The 701-nt window shown below is 59.8% G+C and carries 1 protein-coding gene; it reads left to right on the forward strand.

What is annotated here, in order from left to right; all coding sequences use genetic code 11:
• On the forward strand, positions 1-701 hold a 701-nt coding region (locus tag J5M71_RS26265), incomplete at both ends, for a 6-hydroxymethylpterin diphosphokinase MptE-like protein (RefSeq protein WP_207838375.1).

Here is a 701-nt window from a genome sequence, read left to right on the forward strand (position 1 = left end):
GCATGTCTATGGCACCGGCCTGGGCGATTTGCCCGGCGTGCTGCTCGATCGCGCAGACCTGGAAAAACTGTACGTGCACATCCTCAACGGCGCGCTGTTCGCGCTGGTACTGCAACTGCTCGATCAGCGCCAGTGGCTGCAGGATCCTCGGGTCGAACTGTTTTACGCCGGTGATCATCCTGACTTCTTCACGCCATTCTTTGCCTTGCCGGCCGAGATGCTGCTGGCCGATGACTTCAACGCGAAGATCCGCGACCGGCTGACCAATGAAGTGCACCTGACATTCAACAATCGCGATTTCGATCCGCAGTCGCCACAAATCCAGCAACGCTTGCAGGAATGTCTGCCGGTGCTGCTTGGCGATGCCGATGTCGCGCAGCTGTTCGGCAGTTGCGCTGGACGTGAAATCTACGTGATCGCCACCGGCCCGACGCTGGAGCAGCATTTCGAGCGGCTGGCGGCGATTCGTCAGCGTGCCGAGCGGCCGTTGTTCATCTGTGTTGATACCGCTTATCGACCGTTGCGCGAACACGGCATCGTGCCTGATCTGGTGGTGAGCATCGATCAGCGCATCGGCTTTCGGCATCTGCCCTTCGATACGTCTGACGGCATTACCCTGGTGTACCTGCCGATGAGCGACCCGCAGGTATTGAAGGCATGGAAGGGCAAGCGCTATGGCGGCTATTCGGCCAGCCCGATCT

Source organism: Pseudomonas sp. 43(2021), assembly GCF_017490805.1.
GTDB lineage: Bacteria > Pseudomonadota > Gammaproteobacteria > Pseudomonadales > Pseudomonadaceae > Aquipseudomonas.